The organism is Paracoccus sp. SM22M-07, from assembly GCF_001887735.1.
GTDB lineage: Bacteria > Pseudomonadota > Alphaproteobacteria > Rhodobacterales > Rhodobacteraceae > Paracoccus.
Genome location: NZ_JPKW01000011.1, coordinates 62,275 through 79,922, shown reverse-complemented (window position 1 = coordinate 79,922; position 17,648 = coordinate 62,275). Strand labels below are relative to the sequence as shown.

Here is a 17,648-nt window from a genome sequence, read left to right as displayed (position 1 = left end):
TCATCCTGTCAGGCGTGTCAAAAGGGGGCGCGGCTGCCCGCGCCCCCCGTTTCGCATGGCGCGGGCTTATTCCTGCCAGCGCTTGATCAGGTCTTCATAGGCGATGGTGACCGGTGCCGGTTTTTCGTTTTCCAGCTTGGGCTTGGGGGCGCCCGCCTCGTCCAGCCAGACCTGCGGGTCCTTCGGCTCGTTCAGCTTCGGGCCCAGATCGCCCTGGACGCCCGAACGCTCCAGACGCTCCAGCACGGCTTCCTGCTGTTCGCAAAGCGCGTCCAAGGCTTCCTGCGCGGTCTTGGCACCCGAGGATGCGTCGCCGATATTCTGCCACCACAGCTGCGCCAGACGCGGATAATCCGGCACGTTCAGACCGGTATCCGACCAGCGCGTGCGGTCGGGCGAGCGATAGAACTCGACCAGGCCGCCCAGTTGCGGCGCACGTTCGGTAAAGCTCTCGTGGCGGACGGTGCTGTCACGCACGAAGGTCAGACCGACATGGCTTTTCTTGGTGTCGACGGTCTTGGAGACAATGAACTGGGCGTAAAGCCAGGCGGCCTGCGCACGATCCACCGGGGTCGATTTCATCAGCGTGGCGGCACCCACATCCTGATAGCCGACCTTCATGCCCTCTTCCCAATAGGCGCCATAGGGGGACGGGGCCATGCGCCATTTCGGCGTGCCGTCCTCGTTCATGACGGGCAGACCTTCCTTGACCATGTCGGCGGTGAAGGCGGTGTACCAGAACATCTGCTGGGCGATGTTGCCCTGCGCGGGGACGGGGCCGGCCTCGGAGAAGGTCATGCCGGCAGCGGCGGGGGGCGTGTAGTTCTTCAGCCAGTCGATGTATTTCTCGATGGCATAGACGGCGGCGGGGCTGTTCGTGGCACCGCCACGCGCCATGCACGAACCCACGGGCTGATAGTTTTCGTTGACGCGGATACCCCATTCGTCGACCGGGAAGCCGTTGGGTTCGCCCTTGTCGCCCATGCCGGCCATCGACATCCAGGCATCGGTGAAGCGCCAGCCAAGCGACGGGTCCTTCTTGCCGTAATCCATGTTGCCGAAGACTTCCTGGCCGTCGATCTCGCGGCCGGTGAAGAACTTGGCGATGTCCTCATAGGCCGACCAGTTGACCGGAACGCCCAGGTCATAGCCGTATTCGGCGCGGAATTCGGCCATGATGTCGGGATCGGTGAACCAGTCGTGGCGGAACCAGTATAGGTTCGCGAACTGCTGGACGGGCAGCTGGTACAGCTTGTCGTCGGGACCGGTCGCGGATGCCAGGCCGATGAAATCGTCCAGGTCCAGGTCGGGGTTGGTGAAGTCCTTGCCCTCTTCGGCCATCCAGTCGGTGATGTTGCGGGCCTGCTGATAGCGCCAATGCGTCCCGATCAGGTCGGCATCGTTGATATACATGTCATAGACGTTCTCGCCGGTCTGCATCTGGGTCTGCAGCTTTTCGACGACGTCGCCCTCGCCGATCAGGTCATGGGTGACCTCGATGCCGGTGATGGCGGTGAAGGCGGGCGCCAGGACGCGGCTTTCATATTCGTGGGTGGTGATCGTTTCCGAAACCACGTTGATGGACATGCCCTTCAGGGGCTCTGCCGCATTGATGAACCACTGCATCTCGGCTTCCTGATCTTCGCGCGACAGGACCGACTGGTCGCCGATCTCGGCGTCAAGGAAGCTGCGCGCAGCCTCGATGTCGGCGAAGGCCGGGCCCGTCAGCGCCATCAGCACCGCAGTGGTGGACAGCAATCTTCTGTTCATGTGTTTTCCCTCCCTGGGATATCGTCAGTTTCTTGTCGTCGACCCGCGGGATCCTTACCCCCGCAGGCCCTGCGCGATCACACCCACCGAAAGACGGCGGCCGCGTAGATCAGGCAGACCAGCAACGCCCAAGGCTGTGCCAGCCCCACCAGACCCAGCCATGCCAGGTTGATGAAGGCCGAGCCCAGAAGCGTGATGAACAGTCGGTCGCCGCGCGTCGTCTCGATCCCCAGGACGCCGGTGCGCGGCGTTTCGGGGTATCGGACCGCAAGGATCGTGAAGACGATCAGCAACACCGCGATGGTGGCGAAGAAAAGCGCCGTCGGCATGGTCCAGGCCATCCAGGACATGATGCAATTCCCCCCTTACACGCGGCCCAGGGCAAAGCCCTTGGCGATATAATTTCGAACGAACCAGATGACCAAAGCACCCGGCACGATGGTCAGCACGCCAGCCGCGGCCAGCACGCCCCAATCCACCCCAGATGCACCTTGCGTCCGCGTCATCGTCGCCGCAATAGGCTTGGCGGCCACTGAGGTCAGCGTGCGCGACAACAGCAGTTCGACCCAGCTGAACATGAAGCAGAAGAAGGCGGCCACGCCGATGCCGGATGAGATCAGCGGCATGAAGATCTTCACGAAGAACCGCCCGAAGCTGTAGCCGTCAATATAGGCGGTTTCGTCGATCTCCTTCGGGACGCCGCGCATGAACCCCTCCAGGATCCACACGGCCAGCGGCACGTTGAACAGGCAATGCGCCAGCGCCACCGCGATATGCGTGTCAAACAGCCCGACCGAGGAATAGAGCTGGAAGAAGGGCAGCGCAAAGACCGCGGGCGGTGCCATGCGGTTGGTCAGCAGCCAGAAGAACAGGTGCTTGTCGCCCATGAAGTGATAGCGGCTGAAGGCATAGGCCGCCGGCAGTGCCACGGCGACGGAAATCACCGTGTTCATCACCACATAGATCAGGCTGTTCACGTAACCCATGTACCAGGCCGGATCGGTCAGGATGGTCGCGTAATTGGCGAATGTCAGGTTCTGTGGCCACAGGCTGAAGGTGCCGGTGATCTCGGCATTGGTCTTCAGGCTCATGTTGATCAGCCAATAGATCGGCAGCATCAGGAACAGAAGATAGAGGATCATGACGACGGCGCTGCCGTTGATGCGCTTGCCCATGGATCAGCCCCTTTTGTCCAGATTGGTCATCACGGTGTAGAACACCCAGGAAATCAGCAGGATGACCAGGAAATACATCAGCGAGAAGGCCGCGGCCGGACCCAGGTCGAACTGCCCCAGGGCCATCTTGACCAGGTCGATCGACAGGAAGGTCGTCGCGTTGCCCGGACCGCCGCCGGTGACGACGAAGGGTTCGGTATAGATCATGAAGCTGTCCATGAAGCGCAGCAGGATGGCGATCATCAGGACGCCCGCCATCTTGGGCAGCTCGATATAGCGGAAGACCTTCCAGCGGCTGGCCTGGTCGATCTTGGCGGCCTGGTAATAGGCGTCGGGGATCGATTGCAGGCCCGCATAGGCCAGCAGTGCCACCAGCGACGTCCAGTGCCAGACATCCATCACGATGACCGTCGCCCAGGCATGAACCGTGTTCTGGGTATAGTTGTAATCGATGCCGATGGCGTCCAGGACATATCCCAGCAGGCCGATATCGACGCGCCCGAAGATCTGCCAGATGGTGCCGACCACGTTCCACGGGATCAGCAGCGGTAGAGACATCAGCACCAGCACGACGCTGGCCCAGAAGCCGCGCTTGGGCATGTTCAGCGCGACGAAGATGCCAAGCGGGATCTCGATCGCGATGATGATGGCGGAAAACGCCAGCTGGCGGCCCAGGGCGTTCCACATCCGGTCCGACGCCAGCAGGTCCCTGAACCAGTCCAGACCGGCCCAAAAGAAGACGTTGTTGCCGAAGGTGTCCTGCACCGAATAGTTGACCACCGTCATCAGCGGGATCACCGCCGAAAAGGCGACCAGTACCAGCACCGGCAGGACCAGGAACCAGGCCTTGTTGTTGACTGTCTTGTCCATCTTTCTTTCCCCTCCCCTTGCCGGCCCCTAGAGGGGCACGACGCGCCAGTCGTCGGCGTAGATATTGACATGCGCCGGATCGAAGACCGCGCGGGTCATGTCCGGCCCGATCGGCTGGTCCTCGGGGGCGATGATGTTGATCTCGTGGCCCATCAGGTCGGCGCGGATGATCTTGTGGCGGCCCACATCCTCGATCCGGCGAATGGTGACGGGCAGCCCCTGATCCGACGACAGGCGGACATGTTCGGGGCGTATGCCCAGCTGGACGTTCCCGGCGGCCGGGCCGTAGCCCTGCGCCAGGGGCGTCGTGCCGCCCGGCACCAGCGCCTGCCGACCGTCGATCTTGGCCGGCAGCAGGTTCATGCCGGGCGATCCGATGAAATAGCCGACGAAAGTGTGTTCGGGACGTTCGAACAGCTCCTCGGGGGTGCCGATCTGGACGACGCGGCCGTCATACATGACCACGACCTTGTCGGCGAAGGTCAGCGCCTCGGTCTGGTCATGGGTGACATAGATCATCGTGTGACCGAAATCATGATGCAGCTTCTTCAGCTGGGTGCGCAGCTCCCACTTCATGTGCGGGTCGATCACCGTCAGCGGTTCGTCGAACAGAAGCGCGTTCACGTCCTTGCGGACCATGCCGCGCCCCAGGCTGATCTTCTGCTTGGCATCGGCGGTCAGCCCTTGGGCCTTGCGCGACAGCATGTGCTCCATGCCGATCATGCGGGCGATCTCGTTCACGCGTTCGGCGACATAGGCCTCGTCCCGGCCGCGGTTGCGCAGCGGGAAGGCCAGGTTGTCGCGGACCGTCATGGTGTCGTAGACGACCGGAAACTGGAAGACCTGCGCGATGTTGCGTTCCGCCGTGGGTGCGCGGGTCACGTCCTGACCGTCGAACAGGATGCGACCCTGGCTGGGGATCAACAGCCCCGAGATGATGTTCAGCAGCGTCGATTTCCCGCAGCCCGACGACCCCAGAAGCGCATAGGCCGCCCCGTCATCCCAGTCATGGTCCAGCTGTTTCAGCGCGTAATCGTCTTCCGACTGCGGGTTCGGCAGATAGGAATGCGCCAGGTTTTCAAGCGTGATCTTGGCCATCGTCGCGGTCCCCCCTCAGGCTGCGGTTGCATAGGCGGCGGGGGTGACCAGGCGGCCATCCTCGGCGAAGACATAGACATGGCGTGGATCCAGCCAGACAGGCAGGGTCCGGCCCAAGGGCAGGTCATGGATGCCGTGGATCAGCCCGACCCACCGCTGCCCGTGGTGGTCCAGGTGGACGAAGGTCTCGGACCCGGTCAGCTCGGTCACGACCAGCGTGGCGTCAAAGCGCAGCGCGTCATCAGAAGGCTGGGACAAATGCAGATGGTTGGGCCGGAAGCCCGCCTGATATCGCCCGTCGGACAGGGCCGACAGCACCCCCGCATCGGCACCCTGCCCGCCATCGAACGACAGACGGCCGCCGCGCTTGTCCATGCCGACGAAATTCATCGGCGGATCGGAAAACACCCGCGCCGTCGTGGCCGATGCCGGTTGGCGATAGACATGGGGGGTCGGCCCGAATTGCGTGACGCGGCCTTCCCACAGGGTGGCGGTGTTGCCGCCCAGCAGCAGCGCTTCCTCGGGTTCGGTCGTGGCATAGACGAAGATCGCGCCCGAGGCCTCGAAGATGCGCGGGATCTCGACGCGCAATTCCTCGCGCAGCTTGTAGTCCAGGTTCGCCAGCGGTTCGTCCAGCAGGACCAGCCCGGCATTCTTGACCAGCGCCCGCGCCAGGGCGCAGCGCTGCTGCTGGCCGCCCGACAGTTCCAGCGGCTTGCGCTGCAGCATCGGCGTCAGCTTCATCATGTCGGCGGATTCGCGCACGCGGGCGTCGATCTGGGCCGCGTCCACACCCATCAGCCGCAGGGGCGAGGCGATGTTGTCGAAGACCGTCATCGCCGGATAGTTGACGAATTGCTGATACACCATCGCCACCTGGCGATCCTGCACCCGCATGCCGGTGACATCCTTGTCGTTCCAAAAGATGCGCCCCGCGGCCGGCTTGTCCAGCCCGGCCATCAGGCGCATCAACGAGGTCTTACCCGACAGCGTCGGTCCCAAGAGCACATTCATGGTGCCGCGTTCCAGCGTCAGATCGGTGGGGTGGATATGCACCTGCCCCTCGACGATCTTGCTGACGCCTTTCAGTTCCAAAGTCATGTCTTGTTCCCCTCCCAAGGACGCGTCGCTTATGGTGCGGCGGCGACCATGTGGCCCGTGCGGGCCCTTATCCATTCATCCAGTATCCGGACCTGCGCCTCGGACATGTGCAGGCCCAGCTTGCTGCGGCGCCAGATCACGTCGGCGGCGCAGGTGGCATATTCGCGATCCATCAGCCAGATCACCTCGGCCTCGGTCAGGGTCGCGCCGAAATCGACGCCCAGATCCGCGGCGGTGATGGCACCGTTCAGGATCTCGGACGCCTCGCGGCCATAGGCGCGGACCAGACGCAGCGCCCAACGATCCGTCAGGAACGGATGCGCCCGGCGCAGCGAGGCCACCAGATCGGCGACCCCATCCACCGGGAAATCGCCCCCCGGCAGGGCGACGCCCCGCGTCCAGGGGCCCGACAATCCGTCGAAATGCCCACCGATCTTTTCCAGCGCCGATTCCGCCAGGCGGCGATAGGTGGTGATCTTGCCTCCGAACACGTTCAGCACCGGCGCGCCGCGGTCGCTGTCCACCTTCAGCGTATAGTCCCGCGTGGCCGCCGTCGCGCTTTGCGCGCCGTCATCATAGAGCGGACGGACCCCCGAATAGGACCAGACCACGTCATCCGCCGACAGCTGCCGGCGGAAATACTGGTTGGCGAAATTCAGCAGATAGTCGCGTTCCTCGGGCGTGCATTCGGGCTTGGCCGAAGGGTCGTGATGTTCGGCATCGGTGGTGCCGATCAGCGTGAAGTCGGTTTCATAGGGGATGGCAAAGATGATCCGGCCATCCGTCCCCTGGAAGAAATAGCATTTGTCGTGATCATAGAGCTTGCGCGTCACGATATGGGACCCGCGCACCAGGCGCACCCCTTCGGAGGAATTCAGGCGGATCTTGCCCTGGATGATGTCGCCGACCCAAGGCCCGCCCGCATTGATCAGCATCCGGGCGCGATGGGTCCGGCGCTGCCCGTCGGGACCTTCGACGGTGACCACCCAATGATCGGCATGGCGGTCGGCGGACACGACCTTGGTCCGCGTCATGATCCAGGCGCCCCGCGCCTCGGCGTCGCGGGCGTTCAGGACGACCAGGCGCGAATCCTCGACCCAGCAATCGGAATATTCATAGGCGTGGTGAAAACGGTCCTGCAGGGGCGCGCCTTCGGGCGTGCCGTCCAGCGACAGGGTGCGCGTGCCGGGCAGGATCTTGCGACCACCCAGGTTGTCATACATGAACAGCCCCAGACGGATCAGCCAGGACGGTCGGCGACCCTTCATCCAAGGCATCACCATCCCCAAGAGCTTCGAGGTCGGCGTATCGGATTCAAAGCGCATGTCGGGATGCCAAGGCAGCACGAAGCGCATCGGCCAACTGATATGGGGCATGGCCTGCAACAGGACCTCGCGCTCGATCAGGGCCTCGCGGACCAGGCGGAATTCGAAATATTCCAGATAGCGCAGCCCGCCGTGGAACAGCTTGGTCGAGGATGACGACGTCGCCTGCGCCAGATCGCCCATCTCGGCCAGGGTCACCGACAGACCGCGCCCGGCCGCATCGCGCGCGATGCCGCAGCCGTTGATGCCGCCGCCGATCACGAACAGATCGACAAGATCGGGGGTGCTGCTGTCGGACAAGGGCCGTTCCTTTCCACGTCTGGCGTTCCCCAAGTTCTGAACCGAAGCGCACAAAAAAGAAAGCCCCTAATTTTCGTTTCTTTTCATTTTAGAATAGGTCGCCGTTTCAATGCTTTGCGCCCATTAGGTCACAGCATATGCCGTTTATCCGGCGACCCACAGGCCGATATCGCCTGTGAACCCCTCGCCATATTGCACAAAGCGCAAGAAAACGAACATCTTGTCTGATCGATGCGCGCATGGCACATCTTTGAAAAAAGGACGCAGGATGTCGCAGAGTTTCCGCCAGCCCCAGATCCTCGAGATTGCGCGCCGCGACGGCAAGGTCACGGTCGAGGGTCTGGCCGATCATTTCGGCGTCACGCTGCAGACCATCCGCCGCGACCTGTCCGAACTGGCCGATACCGGACGCCTGGAACGCGTGCATGGCGGTGCGATCCTGTCCTCGGGGGTCGCCAATATCGGCTATGAAGATCGCCGCGCGCTGCATCAGGATGCCAAGACCCGCATCGCCCGCGCCTGCGCCGTCGAGGTGCCCGAAAACATCTCGCTGTTTTTGAACATCGGCACCAGCACCGAGGCCGTGGCCCGCGAATTGCTGGGCCATCGCAACATGCTGGTGGTCACGAACAACATCAACGTCGCCAATATCCTGGCGGCCAATCCCGATTGCGACGTCATCGTCACCGGCGGCAGTCTGCGGCGGTCCGATGGCGGGCTGGTCGGATCGCTGGCCGCGCAGACCATCCAGCAGTTCAAGTTCGACCTGGCGGTGATCGGCTGTTCGGCGCTGGACCGCGATGGCGACATGCTGGATTTCGACATCCAGGAGGTCGGAGTCAGCCAGACCATCCTGCGCCAGTCGCGCCGCACCTTCCTGGTGGCCGACCATTCCAAGCTGGCCCGCAGCGCCCCCGCCCGGATCGCCAGCCTGTCGCAGGTCAACTGCCTGTTCACCGACAAGGCCCTGCCCCGCGATCTGACCCAGGCCTGCCAGGATTGGCAGACCCGCATCGTCGTCACGGATTAGACCGCGGCCAGGATCGCGGCCGTGTCGGGCATGCGCGCCAGACTGGCGGCGATCCGGTCCCGCCAACGGGGGCCGCGCGACAGAGCATCCTCATGCGCCTCGGCCAGGTCGTCGGGGCGGTCGCGGGCCAGGGTTTCGATCAGCAAGGCCGCCTGCGCGCGATCCTTGGCCGATTTCAGGCGGTCCTGATCGCGGCGGCGGTCGGCGACGATCAGCTTGTGGATGGCGAAACGCTCGGGGCGGGGGATCTGCACCAGAACCCCGCTGCGATAGGGGATGGCGGCGTGGATGGGTTCGGCGATCAGATAGTTCAGGTGCCGCAGCGCCTGCGCCTGCACACCAAGCGCGGGCAGGTCGCGCAGACCCTCCTGGTCGAAGGCCGGGGTCAGGAACTCGACCAGCGCATTGCCGGCAGTCTGACGCCAGCGCCATGCGCGTCCGGGCTCGATGCTGGGCGCGGGGTCAAAGTCGAAATCGGCCAGCACCTGCTGGACCGGCGGGGCGGCGGCATCCTCCAGCGCCAGCGACAGGCGTTCAAAGCTGGCGATGTCCAGATCATCGGTCTGCGCCACCTGATCCAACCCAAGGCGCAGGTTCAGCTCTCCCTCATAAAGACGGAAGGCATGGGTGCCGACGACGGTGCCGCCAAGCCGGAACACCCCCGCCCCCGCAAGCGCCGCCATCAGGCTGCCGGTGGTGGGATCAAGGCCCAGAAACCCCTCGGCCCGCAACAGGCGCACAAGACGCGATCGGTCGCGGCGGCGCTGGTCGGCCGGGGCGCGATCGGCGCGGGCGCGTTCCATGCGTGCGGCCAGGTCGGGGCTGTCCTCGCCGATATAGCGCTTGCGCACGTCGGCCCCGACGCGAAAGCTGTCATACCAGTATCCGCGCCCGTTGCGCGTCACCAGGCTTGGCGTCCCGCGCAGGTCGCGCAGACCTTCGTCGCGCAGCGACCGCAGCAGATCGTGATAGGCCGCGTGGGCCAGGGCGGAATGGGGTGCAGCCGACATGTTCAACAAACCTTTCGATTGTTGAATACACCCATGTTCAACGAACGACAAGATTGTTGAACATGGTCTCGGGCCGGACCTGGCAAACAGATGCGCGCGTCGGGCCCCGGCAGGAATTCGGCTGACCCAGATCAGGCGGGCGAGGCCAGTGCTCTGCTGGGGCCGCGCGTGATGGCGCGAACGGGGCATGGCCGTTCCCCTATTTCCTGACCGGCACTTTACGACTATGTCTGCGGCAGAAAACCGGAAGGGAAGGCCGCATGCAGGTCGATCTGATCATCTTCGACTGCGACGGCGTGATCGCAGACAGCGAGCTTTTGTCCGCAAGCGTGCTGATCGATCAGCTGGCGCAGCTGGGGGTGCCGATCACCATGCAGGACGTGCGCCGCGATTTCCTAGGGCGCAGCTTTCCCACCGTCGCCGCCACCATCCGCAGCCGCTTCGACCTGGCCCTGCCGCCCGATTTCGAGGCGACCTATCGCGCCCGCCTGCTGCAGCGCTTCGACACCGATCTGAAGCCGACCCCCGGTTTCGATGCGATGCTGTCATCCCTGGGCGATCGGCGCATCTGCGTGGCCACATCGTCCAGCCCGCCGCGCGTGGCCCATACGCTGAAGGTTCTGGGGCTGACCGATCGCTTCGGCGCGCATGTCTTTACCGCCAGCCAGGTCGCGCGCGGCAAGCCCGCCCCCGACCTGTTCCTGTTCGCGGCCGATCAGATGGGCTGCACCCCCGACCGGGCGATCGTCATCGAAGACAGCGCCCCCGGAATCCAGGCCGCCCAAGCGGCCGATATCCGCGTGCTGCATTACACCGGCGGCGCGCATCTGCGCGACCAACCCGCCCATCAGGGCGTCGAAAGCTTTGACGACTGGTCGCAGCTGCCCGACCGCATCGCCGATCTGCGCCCGGCGGGGGGTCGCAGATGACAAACGGACATTTCAGCCCCGAATCGACGCGCCTGGACGACGCCGCCCGGGCGGGCTGGCTCTATTACGTCGCCGGCAACACGCAGGACGAGATCGCACGCAAGCTGGGCGTCAGCCGCCAGACCGCGCAGCGGCTTGTGGCGATGGCCATCAGCGAACGCCTGGTCAAGGTGCGTCTGGATCACCCCATCGGGCGCTGCATGGATCTGGCGGCGGCGCTGCGCGCGCGTTTCGGGCTGGTCATCTGCGAGGTCGCGCCCTCGGACCCCGACGCGCCGGACCTGCTGGCCGGCATCGCCATCGCCGCCGCCGCCGAGCTGGAACGCGTGCTGAAATCGCCCGAACGCCGGATCATCAGCCTGGGCACCGGGCGGACCCTGCGGGCACTGGTCGAACAGCTGCCGCGGATGTCCTGCCCTCAGCATGTCATCGTGTCCCGCCTTGGCAACATGATGGAGGACGGGTCGGCCACCCCCTATAACGCCACGATCCGCCTGGCCGAACGCGTAGGTGCGCCCCATTTCCCCTATCCGCTGCCGGTTCTGGCCCCCAGCCCCGAGGAACTGCGCGCCATGCAGCAGCAGCTGGGCGCCCGCAACACGATCAACCTGTGCAACCAGGCGGACATTTCGCTGGTGGGGATCGGGCAGATGGACATGACTGCCCCGCTGCATGTGGACGGCTTCCTGTCGGATGCCGAGATCCGCGCTCTGATCGCGGACGGGGCTGCGGGGGAAATCACCAGCTGGGTCTATGACGGCGAGGGCCGGATCATGGATTGCGACTTCAACCGCCGGGTCGCCTCGGCCCCCCTGACCGCCGATCCCGACAGACCGGTCGTGGCGCTGGCTTCGGGGCAGTCCAAGCTGCCGGCGATCAGGGCTGCGCTGAAGGGTCGGCTGATCAGCGGTCTGATCACCTCCGAAGCGACCGCCGAGCGTCTTCTGGCCTGACACGAACCCCTTAATTTTTCGCGACGTCAACGGCTTGCAGAATTTTGCAGGTCTTCTGCGCATGGGTCATTGACAGAATCCCGTTTGCCACCGAAGATATGCCCATCGGTCGGGCAAATGCCCATCCGGCAAGGGAGGACTTCATGAACACCACATTGCGCGCCCTTTTGGGCGCTACGGCCCTATGTGCCATTGGCGGTGCCGCCATTGCACAGGACAAGACGACCCTGACCATCGCGACCGTCAACAACGGCGACATGATCCGCATGCAGTCGTTGACCTCGGATTTCACCGAAGCGAACCCGGACATCCAACTGGAATGGGTCACGCTGGAAGAAAACATCCTGCGCGAGCGCGTCACCACCGACATCGCCACCAATGGCGGCCAGTACGACGTGCTGACCATCGGCACCTACGAGGTTCCGATCTGGGCCAATCAGGAATGGCTGACGCCGCTGAACGACCTGCCCGAAGGCTATGACGTCGACGATCTGGTCCCGGCCGTCCGTCAGGCGCTGTCGGTCGACGACACGCTCTATGCCGCGCCCTTCTATGCGGAATCGGCGATGGTGATGTACCGCACCGATCTGGCCGAAGCCGCCGGCGTGACCATCCCCGACAACCCGACCTGGACCGACATCACCGCCGCCGCCAAGGCGATGACCGACAAGGACAACGAGGTCTATGGCATCTGCCTGCGCGGCAAGCCGGGCTGGGGCGAGAACATGGCCTTCCTGACCGCCATGGCCAACAGCTATGGCGCGCGCTGGTTCGACACCGAATGGGCGCCCCAGTTCGACAGCCCCGAATGGCAGGCGACGCTGACCGACTATCTGACGCTGATGAACGAATACGGACCTCCGGGTGCGTCGTCGAACGGCTTCAACGAAAACCTGTCGCTGTTCCAGCAGGGCAAATGCGGCATGTGGATCGACGCGACCGTCGCCGCCAGCTTCGTGACCGACCCCGAGGATTCGACCGTCGCCGACAGCGTCGGCTTTGCCCAGTTCCCCAACAAGGAAGGCGTCGACAACCACGGCAACTGGCTGTGGGCGTGGAACCTGGCCATCCCGGCCTCCAGCCAGAAGCAGGACGCGGCCAAGACCTTCGTGGCCTGGGCGACCAGCAAGGAATACACCAACATGGTGGCCGAGGCCGAAGGCTGGCGCGCCGCACCTCCGGGCACGCGCACGTCGCTCTATGAGAACGCCGAATACCAGGAAGCCGCACCCTTCGCCGCGATGACGCTGGAATCGATCAACGCCGCCGATACGCAGAAATCGTCGGTTCAGGACATTCCGTATACCGGCGGCCAGTTCGTCGCGATCCCGGAATTCCAGGGCATCGGCACGGCGGTCGGACAGACCTTCTCGGCGGCGCTGGCAGGCCAGATGTCGGCCGAAGACGCGCTGGCCGCGGCACAGTCCACGACCGCGCGTGAGATGACCCGCGCCGGCTATCCCAAGTAAGACGACCCGCGCCGCCCCTATCGACGGGGCGGCGCACCACCCATCCCCCGAAGGACGCAAGCCATGGCCACCCGCCAGACCGCGAGTCTTGCGCGCCTGATGCGCGCACCCGCCATCATCCTGCTGCTGATCTGGATGATCGTCCCGTTGGGGATGACGCTGTATTATTCATTCCTGAACTACAACCTGCTGAACCCGACCGGGACCAGCTGGGCCGGGTGGTTCAACTATCAGTATTTCTATTCCGATCCCGCCTTCTTCGACGCGATCTGGAACACGCTGGCCCTGGTGCTGGGCGTGCTGGCGATCACCGTTGTCGGCGGCATCGCCATCGCGCTGCTGATCGACAAGCCGATCTTCGGACAGGGGATCGTGCGGATCCTGATCATCTCTCCGTTCTTCGTGATGCCGCCGGTGGCGGCGCTGATCTGGAAGAACATGATCATGCATCCGTCCTATGGCGTCTTTGCCGATATCGCCCGGTTCTTCGGGGCGCAGCCGGTGGACTGGTTCGCGCAGTTTCCGCTGACCTCGATCATCATCATCGTGGCCTGGCAATGGCTGCCCTTTGCCACGCTGATCCTGCTGACGGCCCTGCAGTCGCTGGACGGCGAACAGATGGAGGCCGCCGAGATGGACGGCGCCGGCGCGTTCAGCCGGTTCATCCACCTGACGCTGCCGCATATGGCACGCGCGATCACGGTGGTGATCCTGATCCAGACCATCTTCCTGCTGGGCATCTATGCCGAGATCCTGGTGACCACCAATGGCGGCCCCGGCAATGCCAGCACGAACCTGACCTATCTGATCTATCGCGCGGCCCGACTGAACTTCGACATCGGCGGCGCCGCTGCCGGGGGCATCATCGCCGTCATCCTGGCCAATATCGTCGCCGTCTTCCTGATGCGCGCCGTCGGCAAGAACCTGGACTGAGGAGCATCTCATGGCACGTGCAGTCTCGACCCGCACCAGGATCGGCTATACCGCCGCGGCCTGGATCGTGGCCCTGCTGATCTTCTTCCCGATCCTCTACACGATCATCACCAGCCTCAAGACGGAACAGGAGGCGATCTCGGGCTTCGACCTGATCCCGTCCTTCACCCTGTTCAGCTTCGAGGCGGTGCAGAGCCAGAACAACTATTGGAAGCCGTTCACCAACTCGGTGATCCTGGCGGTCGGCTCGACCATCCTGGCGCTGATCGTGGCGATCCCGGCGGCCTGGGCGATGGCCTTTTCACCCACGAAAAACACCAAGAACATCCTGATGTGGATGCTGTCGACCAAGATGATGCCCGCGGTCGCGGTGCTGGTGCCGATCTATCTGATCTTTCTGCGCACCGGACTGATGGACACGCGGATCGGCCTGACGGTTATGCTGATGCTGATCAATCTGCCGATCGTGGTCTGGATGCTCTACACCTATTTCCGCGAGATCCCCGGAGAGATCCTGGAAGCCGCGCGCATGGACGGCGCCACGCTCAAGGACGAGATCCTGTACGTGCTGACGCCCATGGCGATCCCCGGCATCGCATCCACCATGCTGCTGAACGTCATCCTGGCCTGGAACGAGGCGTTCTGGACGATCCAGCTGACCACCACCAACGCGGCACCGCTGTCGGCCTTCATCGCCAGCTTCTCCAGCCCGCAGGGGCTGTTCTGGGCGAAACTCTCGGCGGCATCCGTCATGGCCATCGCGCCGATCCTGATCATGGGCTGGTTCAGCCAGAAACAACTTGTCCGCGGCCTGACCTTCGGCGCGGTGAAATAAGGGGACGACCATGGGACGCATCACCTTGGAGAACGTGACCAAGCGGTTCGGCGACGTCGAAGTCATCCCGCCACTGGATCTGGACATCAATGACGGCGAATTCGTGGTCTTCGTGGGCCCGTCGGGCTGCGGCAAGTCGACCCTGCTGCGCCTGATTGCGGGGCTGGAGGACACGTCGGGCGGGCGCATCCTGATCGACGGCAAGGACGCCACCGACACGCCCCCCGCCAAACGCGGCCTGGCGATGGTGTTCCAGTCCTATGCGCTTTATCCGCACATGTCGGTCAGGAAGAACATCGCCTTCCCGATGCGCATGGCCGGCATCCCCGAGGATGAGCAGACCCGCCGCATCGACGCCGCCGCCAAGGCGCTGAACCTGACCGATTACTTGGACCGCAAGCCCGGCCAGCTGTCGGGCGGCCAGCGTCAGCGCGTGGCCATCGGGCGCGCCATAGTGCGCGAACCTGCGGCGTTCCTGTTCGACGAACCGCTGTCGAACCTGGATGCCGCCCTGCGCGTCGGCATGCGCCTGGAGATCAGCGAACTGCACAACCGCCTGCGCACCACCATGGTCTATGTGACCCACGACCAGGTCGAGGCGATGACCATGGCCGACAAGATCGTCGTGCTGCATGCCGGGCGGATCGAACAGGTGGGCAGCCCGATGGACCTTTATCGCGCGCCCAAGAACCTGTTCGTGGCGGGCTTCATCGGCAGCCCCAAGATGAACCTGATCGGCGGGCCCGCCGCTGCCGAATTCGGCGCCACCACCATCGGCATTCGCCCCGAACATATCTCGGTCTCGGCGACCGAGGGCAAGTGGAAGGGCCGCATCGGCGTCAGCGAACATCTGGGCAGCGACACCTTCCTCTATGTCGAGGAAACCGGCCTGGCCGAGACGATCACCGTCCGTTCGGGCGGCAATATCGACCTGCATCACGGCGACACGGTCTGGCTGACGCCCGACACCGCCGAAATGCACCGCTTTGACGACAAGGGCGACCGCATCGCCTGATGCCCCAGCCCGCCCCATGATCTGCCGACCCCCGCGCATGCATCACGCATCGCGGCAAGGGTCGCCTTGACGAAAGGTCCGACCATGACCACTGCCCTCGGCCAATCCACCCTTGCCGATCTGCCCGCGGATGTGGGCCGCCCGGACTATGACCGCAGCGCGCTGCGGGCGGGCATCCTGCATGTCGGGGTGGGCAATTTCCATCGCGCCCACATGGCATGGTATCTTGACCGGCTTTTCGCGACCGGTCGCGACCATGACTGGGCCTTGGTGGGTGCGGGCGTCCGCCCCGGCGATGCCGACATGCGCGACCGCCTGGCTGCCCAGCATTGGCTGAGCACCCTGGTCGAACTGGACCCCGAGGGGCTGTCCGCCCGGGTGCTGGGGTCGATGATCGATTTTCTGCCGATCGACCCCAAACCGGTCATTTCGGCCATGTCCGATCCCGCCATCAGGATCGTGTCGCTGACGATCACCGAGGGCGGCTATTATGTCGATGCCAAGACCGACGGTTTCGATGCGTCCCATGCCGACATGGTCCATGACGCCGCCCACCCCGATACCCCGCGCAGCGTCTTCGGGATGATGCTGGCCGCGATCCGCGCCCGCCGCGATGCCGGTCATGCGCCCTTCACCGTGCTGTCCTGCGACAACCTGCCGGAAAACGGCCATGTCTGCGCGCGCACCCTGCGCGGGCTTGCGGCCCTGTCCGACCCCGATCTGGCCGACTGGATCGCGGACAACATCGCCTTTCCCAATTCGATGGTCGATTGCATCACCCCCGCAACCTCGGACCGGGAACGCGACCTGGTGCGCGACCGCTTCGGCATCACCGATGCCGCCCCCGTCGTCTGCGAGCCGTTCCGCCAATGGGTGCTGGAGGACAATTTCCCGCAGGGCCGTCCGGCGCTGGAACAGGTGGGCGCCGAATTCGTCCAGGACGTCAGCCGCCATGAGCTGATGAAGCTGCGCATTCTGAATGGCGGCCACGCGGCCATCGCTTATGCCGGGGCGCTGCTGGGGCATCATTTCGTGCATGACGCCATGGCCGATGCGCGCATCGTCGACTGGCTGACCGCCCTTGAAACGCGCGAGGTGATCCCCACCCTGCATCCCATTCCCGGCGTCAGCTATGACGATTACCTGCAGCTGATCCTGCAGCGTTTCTCGAACCCGCGCATCGGCGACACCATTCCCCGCCTCTGCCTGGACGGGTCGAACCGCCAGCCCAAATTCATCCTGCCGACATTGCGCGACAGGTTGGCGGCGCATGCCTCCATCGACGGGCTGGCCCTGGAACTGGCCCTGTGGTGCCGTTACTGCGAGGGCACGACCCAGGACGGCTCACCGATCGCACCGAACGACGCCCAGCATGAACAGCTGAAGGCCAATGCGCTGGCCGCCCGGAACGATCCGGCCGCCTTCCTGGCCAATGCCGCGATCTTCGGGGATCTTTCGGACGACGCGACCCTGCAACAGGCCTTTGCCGCGCAGCTTCACGGGCTGCACGAAAAGGGGGTCGCAGCGACGCTTGCGGCCTATGTGGCAGGCTGAGGCGGTTCGGCCGTGTCGGGATGCGTGCGTTCGACATGGCCGACAAACAGCCTTTGTCCTTCGGGGGTCAGCGCCCAGATGCCGAAACTGCGGAATTCGACCGTGATCGGCCGCCCCTCCCCTGTGGCTTCGGCCACGACAAGCAGGTTGCGGATCATGTCCAGGGTAAATTCCGCCCGACCCACCAGGGATGGGGGATCGCGGCCCATCATGTCGATGGTCTGGGTCATCATGGCCTCGTAAAATCGCAACGCTTAACAATTGAAAACTAGCAACACAAA

At 64.3% G+C, this 17,648-nt stretch carries 17 protein-coding genes; 8 read left to right on the top strand and 9 right to left on the bottom strand.

The window, feature by feature from the left end; all coding sequences use genetic code 11:
• Nucleotides 1-66 precede the first annotated feature (66 nt).
• The 7 genes from IE00_RS15020 to glpD form a co-directional block, all read right to left on the bottom strand.
• A complete protein-coding gene (locus tag IE00_RS15020; RefSeq protein WP_072298020.1) occupies nt 67-1,770 on the bottom strand; it encodes an ABC transporter substrate-binding protein in 1,704 nt (567 codons plus the stop codon).
• Between the two features lie 77 nt (nt 1,771-1,847).
• Complete coding sequence (locus IE00_RS15015) at nt 1,848-2,120, bottom strand: DUF2160 domain-containing protein (protein WP_072298019.1); 273 nt, start codon at nt 2,118-2,120, stop codon at nt 1,848-1,850.
• Nucleotides 2,121-2,135: 15 nt separating this feature from the next.
• Nucleotides 2,136-2,945: a carbohydrate ABC transporter permease gene (locus IE00_RS15010; RefSeq protein ID WP_072298018.1), complete on the bottom strand. Its 810-nt coding sequence runs from the start codon at nt 2,943-2,945 to the stop codon at nt 2,136-2,138.
• Nucleotides 2,946-2,948: 3 nt separating this feature from the next.
• The gene (locus IE00_RS15005) at nt 2,949-3,815 is read right to left on the bottom strand and encodes a carbohydrate ABC transporter permease (RefSeq protein WP_072298017.1); all 867 of its coding nucleotides are present in this window, start codon (nt 3,813-3,815) and stop codon (nt 2,949-2,951) included.
• Between the two features lie 27 nt (nt 3,816-3,842).
• The gene (locus IE00_RS15000) at nt 3,843-4,913 is read right to left on the bottom strand and encodes an ABC transporter ATP-binding protein (RefSeq protein WP_072298016.1); all 1,071 of its coding nucleotides are present in this window, start codon (nt 4,911-4,913) and stop codon (nt 3,843-3,845) included.
• A 15-nt stretch (nt 4,914-4,928) separates the two neighbouring features.
• Nucleotides 4,929-6,014: an ABC transporter ATP-binding protein gene (locus tag IE00_RS14995; RefSeq protein ID WP_072298015.1), complete on the bottom strand. Its 1,086-nt coding sequence runs from the start codon at nt 6,012-6,014 to the stop codon at nt 4,929-4,931.
• A 29-nt stretch (nt 6,015-6,043) separates the two neighbouring features.
• Nucleotides 6,044-7,639: a glycerol-3-phosphate dehydrogenase gene (gene glpD / locus IE00_RS14990; RefSeq protein ID WP_072298014.1), complete on the bottom strand. Its 1,596-nt coding sequence runs from the start codon at nt 7,637-7,639 to the stop codon at nt 6,044-6,046.
• 268 nt (nt 7,640-7,907) lie between these two features.
• Here glpD and IE00_RS14985 point away from each other — a divergent pair, with 268 nt between their 5' ends.
• On the top strand, nt 7,908-8,669 hold the full coding sequence (locus IE00_RS14985; protein WP_072298013.1) for a DeoR/GlpR family DNA-binding transcription regulator: 762 nt from the start codon (nt 7,908-7,910) through the stop codon (nt 8,667-8,669).
• Here IE00_RS14985 and IE00_RS14980 read toward each other — a convergent pair.
• Nucleotides 8,666-9,679: a GSU2403 family nucleotidyltransferase fold protein gene (locus tag IE00_RS14980; protein WP_072298012.1), complete on the bottom strand. Its 1,014-nt coding sequence runs from the start codon at nt 9,677-9,679 to the stop codon at nt 8,666-8,668. The genes IE00_RS14985 and IE00_RS14980 overlap by 4 nt on opposite strands.
• 260 nt (nt 9,680-9,939) lie before the next feature.
• On the opposite strand from IE00_RS14980, the gene IE00_RS14975 reads away from it, so the two are divergent.
• The 7 genes from IE00_RS14975 to IE00_RS14945 all read left to right on the top strand — a co-directional run bounded on the left by IE00_RS14975 (nt 9,940) and on the right by IE00_RS14945 (nt 17,367).
• Nucleotides 9,940-10,608, top strand: a complete 669-nt coding sequence (locus IE00_RS14975) for an HAD family phosphatase (protein ID WP_072298011.1) — start codon at nt 9,940-9,942, stop codon at nt 10,606-10,608.
• Nucleotides 10,605-11,561 (top strand): sugar-binding transcriptional regulator, encoded by a 957-nt coding sequence (locus IE00_RS14970; protein ID WP_072298010.1) that lies wholly within the window; start codon nt 10,605-10,607, stop codon nt 11,559-11,561. Before IE00_RS14975 ends, IE00_RS14970 begins: the two co-directional genes overlap by 4 nt.
• 143 nt (nt 11,562-11,704) lie before the next feature.
• Nucleotides 11,705-13,030, top strand: coding sequence for a sugar ABC transporter substrate-binding protein (locus tag IE00_RS14965; protein WP_072298009.1), 1,326 nt, complete (start codon nt 11,705-11,707; stop codon nt 13,028-13,030).
• A gap of 63 nt (nt 13,031-13,093) precedes the next feature.
• Complete coding sequence (locus IE00_RS14960; RefSeq protein WP_072298008.1) at nt 13,094-13,963, top strand: carbohydrate ABC transporter permease; 870 nt, start codon at nt 13,094-13,096, stop codon at nt 13,961-13,963.
• A gap of 10 nt (nt 13,964-13,973) precedes the next feature.
• Nucleotides 13,974-14,798 carry a carbohydrate ABC transporter permease gene (locus IE00_RS14955; RefSeq protein WP_072298007.1) on the top strand — a complete coding sequence of 275 codons (825 nt, stop codon included), beginning with the start codon at nt 13,974-13,976 and terminating at the stop codon, nt 14,796-14,798.
• Between the two features lie 10 nt (nt 14,799-14,808).
• Complete coding sequence (locus IE00_RS14950; RefSeq protein WP_072298006.1) at nt 14,809-15,813, top strand: ABC transporter ATP-binding protein; 1,005 nt, start codon at nt 14,809-14,811, stop codon at nt 15,811-15,813.
• 84 nt (nt 15,814-15,897) lie between these two features.
• On the top strand, nt 15,898-17,367 hold the full coding sequence (locus IE00_RS14945; RefSeq protein ID WP_072298005.1) for a mannitol dehydrogenase family protein: 1,470 nt from the start codon (nt 15,898-15,900) through the stop codon (nt 17,365-17,367).
• Here the strand turns inward: IE00_RS14945 and IE00_RS14940 are convergent.
• On the bottom strand, nt 17,352-17,597 hold the full coding sequence (locus IE00_RS14940; protein WP_139291472.1) for a hypothetical protein: 246 nt from the start codon (nt 17,595-17,597) through the stop codon (nt 17,352-17,354). The genes IE00_RS14945 and IE00_RS14940 overlap by 16 nt on opposite strands.
• Nucleotides 17,598-17,648: the final 51 nt, after the last annotated feature.

Bases quoted from the DNA above. Each gene is read 5' to 3' on its own strand.
- IE00_RS15015 (WP_072298019.1), bottom strand. From the start codon at position 2,120: ATGTCCTGGATGGCCTGGACCATGCCGACGGCGCTTTTCTTCGCCACC.
- IE00_RS15000 (WP_072298016.1), bottom strand. From the start codon at position 4,913: ATGGCCAAGATCACGCTTGAAAACCTGGCGCATTCCTATCTGCCGAAC.
- IE00_RS15010 (WP_072298018.1), bottom strand. From the start codon at position 2,945: ATGGGCAAGCGCATCAACGGCAGCGCCGTCGTCATGATCCTCTATCTT.
- IE00_RS14995 (WP_072298015.1), bottom strand. From the start codon at position 6,014: ATGACTTTGGAACTGAAAGGCGTCAGCAAGATCGTCGAGGGGCAGGTG.
- IE00_RS15005 (WP_072298017.1), bottom strand. From the start codon at position 3,815: ATGGACAAGACAGTCAACAACAAGGCCTGGTTCCTGGTCCTGCCGGTG.
- IE00_RS14965 (WP_072298009.1), top strand. From the start codon at position 11,705: ATGAACACCACATTGCGCGCCCTTTTGGGCGCTACGGCCCTATGTGCC.
- IE00_RS14955 (WP_072298007.1), top strand. From the start codon at position 13,974: ATGGCACGTGCAGTCTCGACCCGCACCAGGATCGGCTATACCGCCGCG.
- IE00_RS14970 (WP_072298010.1), top strand. From the start codon at position 10,605: ATGACAAACGGACATTTCAGCCCCGAATCGACGCGCCTGGACGACGCC.
- IE00_RS14960 (WP_072298008.1), top strand. From the start codon at position 13,094: ATGGCCACCCGCCAGACCGCGAGTCTTGCGCGCCTGATGCGCGCACCC.
- IE00_RS15020 (WP_072298020.1), bottom strand. From the start codon at position 1,770: ATGAACAGAAGATTGCTGTCCACCACTGCGGTGCTGATGGCGCTGACG.
- IE00_RS14975 (WP_072298011.1), top strand. From the start codon at position 9,940: ATGCAGGTCGATCTGATCATCTTCGACTGCGACGGCGTGATCGCAGAC.
- IE00_RS14980 (WP_072298012.1), bottom strand. From the start codon at position 9,679: ATGTCGGCTGCACCCCATTCCGCCCTGGCCCACGCGGCCTATCACGAT.
- IE00_RS14950 (WP_072298006.1), top strand. From the start codon at position 14,809: ATGGGACGCATCACCTTGGAGAACGTGACCAAGCGGTTCGGCGACGTC.
- IE00_RS14985 (WP_072298013.1), top strand. From the start codon at position 7,908: ATGTCGCAGAGTTTCCGCCAGCCCCAGATCCTCGAGATTGCGCGCCGC.
- IE00_RS14940 (WP_139291472.1), bottom strand. From the start codon at position 17,597: ATGACCCAGACCATCGACATGATGGGCCGCGATCCCCCATCCCTGGTG.
- IE00_RS14945 (WP_072298005.1), top strand. From the start codon at position 15,898: ATGACCACTGCCCTCGGCCAATCCACCCTTGCCGATCTGCCCGCGGAT.